The sequence below is a fragment of the Kitasatospora sp. NPDC057198 genome, assembly GCF_042670125.1.
In the GTDB taxonomy this organism is placed as follows: domain Bacteria; phylum Actinomycetota; class Actinomycetes; order Streptomycetales; family Streptomycetaceae; genus Kitasatospora.
The window spans coordinates 1-9065 of the sequence record NZ_JBHUWH010000327.1 but is presented as its reverse complement, the minus strand read 5'-3'; the positions used below and the strand labels follow the sequence as shown (position 1 = coordinate 9065).

At 75.2% G+C, this 9065-nt stretch carries 10 protein-coding genes; 4 read left to right on the top strand and 6 right to left on the bottom strand.

The annotated features are described in order from the left end of the window. Positions 1 to 1527: DUF2079 domain-containing protein (locus tag ACFUEL_RS28660; RefSeq protein ID WP_380239665.1), on the top strand; the 1527-nt coding region annotated here is incomplete at its 5' end. A gap of 56 nt (positions 1528 to 1583) precedes the next feature. Then, complete coding sequence (locus ACFUEL_RS28655; protein WP_380239664.1) at positions 1584 to 2057, top strand: hemerythrin domain-containing protein; 474 nt, start codon at positions 1584 to 1586, stop codon at positions 2055 to 2057. Positions 2058 to 2064: 7 nt separating this feature from the next. Here the strand turns inward: ACFUEL_RS28655 and ACFUEL_RS28650 are convergent, their stop codons facing one another. Then, the gene (locus ACFUEL_RS28650) at positions 2065 to 3285 is read right to left on the bottom strand and encodes a PucR family transcriptional regulator (protein ID WP_380239663.1); all 1221 of its coding nucleotides are present in this window, start codon (positions 3283 to 3285) and stop codon (positions 2065 to 2067) included. Between the two features lie 316 nt (positions 3286 to 3601). Here ACFUEL_RS28650 and ACFUEL_RS28645 point away from each other — a divergent pair, with 316 nt between their 5' ends. Continuing rightward, positions 3602 to 4063, top strand: coding sequence for an SsgA family sporulation/cell division regulator (locus ACFUEL_RS28645; RefSeq protein ID WP_380239666.1), 462 nt, complete (start codon positions 3602 to 3604; stop codon positions 4061 to 4063). Positions 4064 to 4120: 57 nt separating this feature from the next. Here ACFUEL_RS28645 and ACFUEL_RS28640 read toward each other — a convergent pair whose 3' ends face one another. From ACFUEL_RS28640 to ACFUEL_RS28620, 5 genes are all read right to left on the bottom strand, one after another. After that, entirely contained in the window at positions 4121 to 4984 is an 864-nt protein-coding gene (locus ACFUEL_RS28640; protein WP_380239662.1) for an ABC transporter permease, read from the bottom strand. Beyond that, positions 4944 to 5801: an ATP-binding cassette domain-containing protein gene (locus tag ACFUEL_RS28635; RefSeq protein WP_380239661.1), complete on the bottom strand. Its 858-nt coding sequence runs from the start codon at positions 5799 to 5801 to the stop codon at positions 4944 to 4946. Before ACFUEL_RS28635 ends, ACFUEL_RS28640 begins: the two co-directional genes overlap by 41 nt. Next, positions 5798 to 6298, bottom strand: coding sequence for a MarR family winged helix-turn-helix transcriptional regulator (locus ACFUEL_RS28630; protein WP_380239660.1), 501 nt, complete (start codon positions 6296 to 6298; stop codon positions 5798 to 5800). The genes ACFUEL_RS28635 and ACFUEL_RS28630 overlap by 4 nt, the downstream gene beginning before the upstream one ends. Before the next feature lie 176 nt (positions 6299 to 6474). After that, entirely contained in the window at positions 6475 to 7284 is an 810-nt protein-coding gene (locus ACFUEL_RS28625) for a hypothetical protein (protein WP_380239659.1), read from the bottom strand. A 180-nt stretch (positions 7285 to 7464) separates the two neighbouring features. Then, the gene (locus tag ACFUEL_RS28620) at positions 7465 to 8463 is read right to left on the bottom strand and encodes a hypothetical protein (RefSeq protein ID WP_380239658.1); all 999 of its coding nucleotides are present in this window, start codon (positions 8461 to 8463) and stop codon (positions 7465 to 7467) included. Between the two features lie 265 nt (positions 8464 to 8728). On the opposite strand from ACFUEL_RS28620, the gene ACFUEL_RS28615 reads away from it, so the two are divergent. Then, entirely contained in the window at positions 8729 to 8998 is a 270-nt protein-coding gene (locus ACFUEL_RS28615) for a GlsB/YeaQ/YmgE family stress response membrane protein (protein WP_380239657.1), read from the top strand. The last annotated feature ends 67 nt before the right edge of the window (positions 8999 to 9065 follow it).

Sequence of the window (9065 nt, the reverse complement as noted above, 5' to 3'; positions counted from 1 at the left end):
AGAGTGCCCCTTTCCCTTTTCCCCGAGGCCCCGGCCCGCCCGCACCGCCACCACCGCCGCCCGGCCCGCCCGCACCGCCCGGCCCGCCCGCACCGCCACCACCGCCGCCCGGCCCGCCCGCACCGCCCGGCCCGCCCGCACCGCCTGCTCCGCCTGCTCCCGGTGCCGGTGCTGCTGCTGTTCCACCTGGCGCTGGCGCTGCCCCGGCAGTGGCGGATGGAGACCGGCGGCTTCGACCTGGGCATCTTCGAGGAGGCGGTGCGCGGCTACGCGCACCTCGAGCCGCCGGTGGTGGCGCTCAAGGGCACCGGGTTCGTGCTGCTCGGCGACCACTTCAGCCCGGCGCTGGCCGTCCTGGCGCCGCTGTACCGGCTCCGGCCCGCGCCGGAGACGCTGCTGGTCGAGCAGTCCGCGCTGCTGGCGCTGTCCGCGGTGCCGGTCACCGCGCTCGCCGCCGAGTGGTTCGGGCCCGGCCGGGGGCTGCTGCTCGGCCTGGCGTACGGGACGTCCTGGGAGCTGTGCGGAGCGAGCCTGTTCGACGTGCACGAGGTGGCGCTGGCCGTCCCGCTGCTGTCCGGCGCGGTGGTCGCGCTGGCCCGGGGCCGGTGGCAGGCTGCGGTGGGCTGGGGGCTGCCGCTGCTGCTGGTGAAGGAGGACCAGGGCCTGCTGCTGGCCGGGATCGGCGGCTGCGTCCTGCTGCTCGGGCGCCGCCGGGCACTGGGCCTGGCGACGGTCGGCGCCGCCGTCGCCGGGACGCTGCTGGCGGTCCTGGTGCTGATCCCGGCCGCGCACCCGACGGGCGCCTACGCGTACGGGAACTGGGGCGGCGCGGCGGACGGGAACCCGCTGGCGCGACTGCTGCTGCCGTCCGGCAAGTGGGTGACGGTGGGCGCGCTGCTGGCCCCCACGCTGCTGCTGGCGCTGCGCTCCCCGCTGGTGCTGCTCGCCGTGCTGCCGCTGGCGGCCCGGTTCTGGGCGCCCGTCCCGGCGTACTGGGGTACCGCGCTGCACTACAACGCGGTGCTGGCGCCCGTCCTGTTCGTCGCGGCGCTGGACGGTCTGCGGCGGCTGGGGCGGGCCCGGTGGGCGCGCCGGCCGGGGTGGGCGCGGTGCACGGGGTGGCTGCCCGGGGCGATGTGCGCGATCGCCCTGCTGGCCGCACCGCTGCCCGACCTGTCGGGGCCCGGTCCGGACGTGCTCACGGCCCGCCGGGTGCTGGCGGCGGTGCCGGACGGGGCGCGGGTCGCGGCGTCCAACCCGCTGGCCCCGCAGCTGACTTCGCGCTGCACCGTCTCGCTGTTCCCGTACCTCGGCTACCCGGCGGGCACCGGCTCGGCCGGCCTGTCCCCCGACGACCTGAGCCCCGACTTCCACCCCGTCGCCGAGTGGGTCGCCAGTGTCGATTCCCCCGGCGACTTCCCCGTCCCGCGCGAGCGCCAACTCGCCGTCCTGGCGGCCCTCCCGGCGGCCGGCTACCGCCCGGTGGCCCGGGGCGGCGGCGTCACCGTCTGGCGGTGGCGGCCGTGACCGGCGCTCCGGCGTGCCGCACGGGGCGGGCGGGGGGCGGCGGCCAGACTGGCCGGATGTGCCACTACTGCGGGTGCCGCGAGATCCCGCTGATCAAGGACTTCATCCGGGAGCACGAGGCGGCCACCGACCTGACCGGGGAGATCGCCCGGCTGCTGGAGGCGGGCGACCCGGCGGCGGCGGGTGCGCTGCTGCCGCCGCTGGCCGCCGAGTTGGCCGCGCACTGGCGGGGCGAGGAGGACGGGCTGTTCCGGGTGATGCGCGGGGACCCGGAGTTCGCCGCGTACATCGACGCGCTGGAGGCCGAGCACCGCGGGCTGGCCGCGCTGCTCGCCGGCGTCGACCTCGGCTCGCCCGCCGACCGGGCGGCGCTGCTGACCGCGTTCGAGGACCTGCACGAGCACATCGCCAAGGAGGAGGACGGCCTGTTCCCGGCCTCGCTGATCGCGCTGACCGCCGCCGACTGGGACGACTCGATGGCCGCCTGGCAGGCCGCCCACCCGGGGCGGCGGCCCGCCGGGCCCGGCTGAGCGGCGCTCACTCCAGCGGGTCCCGGACCACCCCGGGCAGGTGCAGCACCGCCTGCAGGGCGATGTACAACTCGGCGGAGTCCAGGCGGCGTTCGAAGGAGCGGCCGGAGAGCTGCTCGATCCGGCGCAGCCGGTAGCGGATGGTGTTGGGGTGGCAGTACAGCAGCTTGGCGGCCTTGTCGGCGGAGCCGTCCACGGCGAACCAGGTGGACATGGTGGTGAGCAGCTGTTCGCGCTGCCCGTCGGGGAGTTCCATGACCGGGCCGAGCACCTGGTTGCCGATCCGGGAGGCGGTGGAGGGGGCGGAGGCGACCAGCATCGGCAGCGGGTTGGCGTCGAACAGGGTGACCGTCTCGTCCGGTCGGGCCGAGCTGGCCAGGGCGACCTGGGCCAGGTGCAGCGCCTGCGGGGTCTGGTCGAGCCGGGTGTAGCAGGGGCTGACCCCGGCCCGGCGGACGGTCTGGCCGCGCAGGGCGTCGACCAGCAGGTCGATCGCGGCGGCGGCGCGCATCGAGACGATGCCGATGTGGGCGTCGGGGGTGAGCCGCCAGGCGGAGCCCATGTCGTGCTCGCGCAGGGTGGGTTCGATGTCGGGCAGCGCCTGCCGGGCGAGTCCGGGGGCGTGCGCGACGACGACGGCGAAGGTGCCGTCGTACGGGAGGGTGAGCATGTCGGCGGCCTCCAGGACGGAGCCGGGGTTGCCCATGCCGCCGCGCAGCACCACGTCGACCAGGGCGGAGCGCTCCTGGTCGCGGCGGACCATCAGCAGTGCGGTGGTCTCGTTGAAGGCGTTCATCATGGCGGTGGTGGACTCCTCGTTGAACCGCCAGACGTCGGTGGCCATCTGCACCAGTTCCGCGCTGGTGGCCAGGCCGTGGCGCAGCGACTCGGCGGCCATGGTCTCCCACAGGTGGGCGAAGCCGATCCGGAACGCGGACTGCACGGTGGCGACGGGGACGCCCTGTTCGGCGCGCAGCCGCCCGGTGCGGCGCGGGGCCTCCAGGCAGAGGCCGTCCTCGTGGGCGAGCCGGCGCAGGGTGAACTCGATGTTGCTGCGGACGGATTCGGCGAGGTCCCCGGCGGGCAGCGGCCCGGCGCTGCGGTAGACGGCCATGGTGTCGCGGATCCGGCGGACGGTCTCCTCGGTGAGCGCGGTGAGCCGGTCGAGCAGGTGGCCGGCCAGTCGCGCGGCCGAGTCGGCCGGCGCCGCGGGGAGTCGGGTGCCCATGCGGCGAGCCTAGGCGGCGCGGGGCGGCGCGCTCGGTCGGCGCGGGGGCCCGGGGCGGTCGGGGCAGGCCGTGGGGTGCCGGGACGGACGGTGGTCGTACGGGCGTTCCACGGGTGAGGGGGCGGGCGGGTGTTGACGGCCGGTCGGGCCGCCCGGGGGATCGTTTTGTCGCCGCCCACAGGCGGGGGCGGGGCCGCGCTGTTCGTCCGGACAGCGTTGGCGCCCGGTGGTGCGGGGGGCGCGCCGGGCGGCTCTAGTCTCCTGCTCGGACCAGCCCGGACCCGCCGGGCCGGATCGAGTGGAGAAGACATCCGTGATGGAGAGCCCCGCCGAGCTGCGCCTGGACCTGGTGATGGATCTGCTGCTGTCGCCGGAGGAGGCATTCCCGGTCCCGGCGCGGCTGGCGTACCGCCCCGACGACCCGTACGCGGTGCACGTCGCCTTCCACGTCGACTCGGCGGTGCCGATCGGCTGGTTCTTCGCCCGGGACCTGCTGGCGCAGGGGCTGCTGCGGCCGACCGGGCTGGGGGACGTGCGGGTCTGGCCGGCGGTGGTGGACGGGCGGCGGATGGTGACGCTGATGCTCTGCTCCCCGGAGGGGGACGCCTTCCTCCAGGCCCCGGCGGCCCGGGTGGCGGCGTGGGTGCGGCAGACGCTGCGCCTGGTGCCGCCGGGCGGGGAGGCCGAGCGGGCCCGGGTGGACCGGGCGCTGGAGGCGCTGCTCGCGGCGGGCGGGGCGGCCGGCCCGGAGGTCCGCCCCACCCTGAACGACATGTGACGTCCCACTGCTGCCCACGGGGGCGCGGCGCGCCGGTGCGCCGCGCCCGGCGGGCGCTCAGCGGGCCAGCCGGCCCAGCAGCGCGGAGGCGGCGGCGATCCCGGCCGCGGTGGCCAGCGCGAGCACCCCGAAGTCCAGCGCGAGGTGGGACGGGGTGCCGATGAGCAGTCCGCGCAGCGCGTCCACCTGGTAGCTGAGCGGGTTGGCCCGGCTGACGGCCTGCAGCCAGCCCGGCATCAGGTCGACGGGGTACAGCGCGTTGGAGCCGAAGAACAGCGGCATGGTGATGGCCTGCCCGATGCCCATCAGCCGGTCCCTGGTCAGCACGATGCCCGCGATGGTCATCGACAGGCAGGAGAAGAACGCCGAGCCGAGCACCACCGCCACCGCGACGCCCAGCAGCCGCAGCGGGTTCGCGGTCATCCCGACGCCCAGCACCGCGGCCAGCACCACCACCACGGCGGCCTGGATCACCGCCTTCACGCCCGCGGCGAACGCCTTTCCGGTGACCAGGGCGGCCCGCGGGGTCGGGGTGACCAGCAGTTTGGTGAGCACCCCGGAGTCCCGCTCCCAGATGATCATGATGCCGTAGAAGATGGCGATGAACATCGCGGACTGCGCGATGATGCCGGGCGCCAGGTAGTCCAGGTACGGGGTGCCGCCGGTCGGGATCGCCTTCAGCCGGGTGAAGGTCTCGCCGAAGATCAGCAGCCAGAGCGCGGGCTGGATCGCCCTGGTGTACAGCTCGGTGCGGTCGTGCCGCAGCTTCTGCAGCTCGACGGCGCACATCGCGCCCACCCGGGCCGGCACCACCCGCCAGCCCGTGCGGGCCCTCGGCGGAACCAGCAGCAGGCCCAACTCGGGCCCGGCGGACGGGTGTTCAGCCGACTCGGCTTGCGGTGCGGCGGGTGCGGCGGACATCCGAGAACTCCCCTTCCTTGGCATCGTCGGCCAGCGCGCGGCCGGAGAAGTGCCGGAACACGTCGTCCAGGGTGGGCGCCTGCCGGTCCGGGTCCTCGGCGCGGACCCGCGCCTTGAGCTCCTCGGAGGTGCCCAGCGCCCGGATCCGGCCGCGGTCCATCAGGGCGATCCGGTCGCAGTGCCGGTCCGCCTCGTCCATGTAGTGCGTCGTCACGAGGACCGTCATGCCGGTGGCCCGGCGCACCGCGTCCACCCGCTCCCACACGCCCGCCCGCGCGATCGGGTCCAGCCCGATGGTGGGCTCGTCCAGCACCAGCAGCCGGGGCGCGCTGACCAGCGCCTGGGCCAGCTCCAGCCGGCGCACCATGCCTCCGGAGTACGTGCCGGCCATCCGGTCGGCGGCCTCGGTCAGGTCGACGGCGGCCAGCGCCTGGGCGACCCGCTCGGCGCGCTCGGCCCGGGGCACGTCGAAGACCCGGGCGAACAGCGCGACGTTCTCCCGCCCGGTCAGCCCGGCGTCCGCGGACAGCGCCTGCGGGACGTAGCCGAGCAGCCGCCGCACCGCGGTGCGCTCGGCGGCGCAGTCGTGGCCGAACACCTCGACCATGCCGCGCGCCGTCGGCAGCAGGGTGGTGATCGCCCGGATCGTGGTGGTCTTGCCCGCGCCGTTCGGCCCCAGCAGCCCGAACACCTCGCCGGGGCGCACCTCCAGGTCGACCCCGTCCACCGCCCGGACCACCGGGCCCTTGCCCCGGCCGCGCCGGAAGCTGTACGCCAACTCCCGGCACCGGACGGCCGGTTGCTCCTGCTCGCTCACGCCTCCGCCTTTCCCGCGCCGCTCCCCCGGGCCCGCAGCCCGGCCGCGACCGCCCGCAGCGCGGGCACCGCCGCCGCCAGCGCCGCCCGGTCCGCCCCGTCCAGCTCCGCCAGCACCTCGCCGAGCAGCTCGGTGCGCCGCTGCCGCCAGGCGGCCAGCCGCTCGACGGCCTCCCCGGTGGCGTACAGCAGCGCCGCCCGCCGGTCCGCCGGGTCGCTCCCGCGGCGCAGCAGCCCCAGCCCGACCAGCTGGTTGACCAGGGTGGAGACCGAGTTCCCGGCCAGCGACAGCTCCGCGGCCGCCTCCGAGACCCGCATCCCCGGCGCGTCCGCGACCAGGCGCAGCAGTTCGGCCTGGGCGCCGCGCAGCCGCGGCCGGTCCAGCCCGGCCCGCAGGTGGCGGCGGGTCAGCCGCTGGACGCCGACCAGCAGGGCGGCGAACTCCTCGGCGTCCGGCCCGTGGTCGCGGTCGCGGTCGCGTTCCGCCTGCTCTCCCATGCCTCCGATTTTAGCTCTGAGTGAGAGGTACCTGTCGAGGGCCGGCGGGTCAAGAACTCCCCAACTGTCGGCCCCGGGACGGCCGGTGAACGGCCGCGGGCCGGTCCGCGGGTGCGCGGACCGGCCCGGTGGAGCGGGGCGGAGCAGTGGAGCGGAGTGGAGCGGGGCGGAGCGGGTCAGCAGTCGCCGAAGGCGGTGCAGACCGTCTTGCCCAGGGTGTCGAGCACGCCCTGGTCGGCGGGGGCCGACCAGGCGGTCTTCGGACGACCGCCCTTGGGCAGCTCGGCGTGCAGGGTGAGTTCGGCGACCGAGCCGTCCTGCACGGACAGGTACTCGTGCACCTCGACGCTGCCGCCACCCGCCTGCGGGATGGTCAGGGTGGCCGCGGCGAAGGTGCTGTCCTCGGAGCTGACCTTCACGCTCGCGCCCGGCACGGCGCTGCCGCAGTCCTTCAGGCCCTGCACGACGGAGCCCAGCAGCAGGAAGGCGCTCTGGGCCCGCCCGCTGCTGTCCTTCGCCGAGCCGAAGCTGGCGATGGTCTCGTCCGCCGTCCAGTCCCCGGGCGAGCCGCCCAGCGAGGCGGTCTCCACCATCGGCACCTCGGTGAAGGAGTCGTCGCGCGGGGCCTTGCACAGCTCCTCGATCCGGAGCCTGCCCTTCTCGCCGAGCGCCTTGGCGGCGGAGCCGGGTGCCTTCCAGTGCAGCGCGGCGTTCAGCGGCACCGCCTTCGGGTCGATCCACACCCCGGCGGGCAGCCGCCCGGCCTTCCCGGCCGCGCCGCCGTCGGAGGCGGCCGAGGTCTTCGCCGCCCCGGGGGACTTCGCCCCGGCGGCGTCCGGCGCGGTGGTGCCCGGCGCGGTGGTGCTCGGTGCGGCGGCACCGGTGCCGGTGCCGTCGGAGTCGGTGCCGTCGGGGTCGCACGCCGACAGGACGGCGACAGCGGACAGGAGGGCCACCGTGGCGGCGGCGAGGCGGAGCGAACGCACGTGTATCCCTGGGAGGTCGAAGGTGACGGTGAGTGAACGGTGAATCCCGGACGCGCCTGCCGGTCGACGGGCCCGGCGAGGGCCGGGACGTCGGGGGCGGGCGCGCCGGAGGCCGGTGCGGCGGGAGCCGGTGCGGCGGTGGATCAGTACCAGTGCGGCGGAGGCCGGTGCGGCGGTGGATCAGTACCAGTGCGGCGGACGGGACGGGTCGGCCTGCTGCACCTTGGCCGCCAAGTCGTGGCCGTCCGCCGAGACCCCGTAGGTCTTCATGACGTACCGCATGGACGCGGCGCAGTTGGCCACCGGGTCGTAGATGTCCGTCGAAGTGCCTTTGACGTGGTTCGCGGCGAACGTCCCCGGCACGGTCTGCCAGCCGCCGCGCGAGCAGTTCAGCGGGGCGCCGTCCGACTGGATCGGCCCGTTGACGTTGACGTCGTGCTTCGCGTCCTGGTTGACCTGCCAGTTCGGCGAGTTGTAGGCGGACTCGCGCCCGGCGATGGTCAGCATGCCCTTGGTCCACGCCTCGCGGGCCTTCGGGTCGGTGATGCCCATCGCGTCCAGCGCCTGGGAGACGTACTCCCGGCAGGCCGCCTCGCCGCCCTTGTACTTGCCCTTGCCGTGGAAGGTGACGTCGCCCTTGTCGATCTTTCCCTCGTTCGACACGGCCGGCTTGGGGTCGCTGCCGCCGGTACCCCCGCCGGTGGGCTTCTTCGGGCCGGGCGGCGTCGCCACCGGCTTCTTCGGGGTGGTGGGCGCGGGGGTGGGCTTGGAGCCGCCGGGCTTCTTCGGGGCGGCCGGCTGCCCGGGGTGCGCGCCCTGGCCGGGCTTGCCGAGCCCTTCGCGGGCGCGCCGCTCGGCCTCCGCGTACTGCTTGGCGATGGTGCCGAGCTTGCCGACGTCGCTGCCGAGGTTCTCGGTGAGCTGCTTCTTGGCGCTCTCCAGGGCGGCCATCTGCTGCTGGACGGCACTCACCCGTTCGCGCACCCGGGCGACCACCGCGCCGAAGCCGATGACGTTGCCGAGGGCGCCGGCCGCAAGGTCGGTGGTGACGGCCTTGGCCATCACCCCCTTGATCCGGCCGGTCTGCTCGGACAGCTCCCCCATGCGCTGCTGGATCGCCTGGAATTCCCGCTGGATCTTCGCCAGTTCACCCAGTTCGTAGCCGAAACCCGCTGCCATCTCCGTGTCCCCCCGTAGGACGTGACGTCCGCTCAGCTCGTTTATCCCACCACACCCTGCGGTGACGCAATCGCCGGGTCCCCCGGTTCGGGCAGCCCCCGTACCCTTTACTGAGGTTTTGCAAACTTTCCGGTGGGGATTTTCGTCGAGATGCCCGGAGCGACAGGTCGAGCGATCATGGCTGGTACGGACCGCACGCCGGCGGACCCCCGCACGACGCACCGCCGTCGACCGGCCGGCGACCGACCGGAAGGGCTGGGTTTCGATGTTCCAAATCATCTGGATTCTGCTGATCGGCCTCGTGCTGGGCCTCCTCGCCAAACTGATCCTGCGCGGGCCGCAGTCCATCCCGTGGTGGCTGACCATGCTGCTCGGTGCGGCCGGCGCCCTGATCGGCAACCTGGTGTCCGGCTGGATCGGCGTCCGGCACACCGGGGGAATCGACTGGATCAGGCACCTCCTGCAGATCGGGTTCGCCGTCCTCCTGGTCGCCCTCGTCGCCCCCGCCTGGGGCAGGTCGCGCACCAGCAGGTAGCCCCACCGCACACCGCCACCGCCCGCCCGGCCCCTCCGGCCCGGCGGGCGGTGGGGGGGGGCGCGCC

What these genes read in the sequence shown, in the direction of transcription:
- ACFUEL_RS28645 (WP_380239666.1), top strand. Translation starts at nt 3,602, where the DNA reads ATGGAGAGCCCCGCCGAGCTGCGCCTGGACCTGGTGATGGATCTGCTG.
- ACFUEL_RS28655 (WP_380239664.1), top strand. Translation starts at nt 1,584, where the DNA reads ATGTGCCACTACTGCGGGTGCCGCGAGATCCCGCTGATCAAGGACTTC.
- ACFUEL_RS28615 (WP_380239657.1), top strand. Translation starts at nt 8,729, where the DNA reads ATGTTCCAAATCATCTGGATTCTGCTGATCGGCCTCGTGCTGGGCCTC.
- ACFUEL_RS28640 (WP_380239662.1), bottom strand. Translation starts at nt 4,984, where the DNA reads ATGTCCGCCGCACCCGCCGCACCGCAAGCCGAGTCGGCTGAACACCCG.
- ACFUEL_RS28630 (WP_380239660.1), bottom strand. Translation starts at nt 6,298, where the DNA reads ATGGGAGAGCAGGCGGAACGCGACCGCGACCGCGACCACGGGCCGGAC.
- ACFUEL_RS28620 (WP_380239658.1), bottom strand. Translation starts at nt 8,463, where the DNA reads ATGGCAGCGGGTTTCGGCTACGAACTGGGTGAACTGGCGAAGATCCAG.
- ACFUEL_RS28650 (WP_380239663.1), bottom strand. Translation starts at nt 3,285, where the DNA reads ATGGGCACCCGACTCCCCGCGGCGCCGGCCGACTCGGCCGCGCGACTG.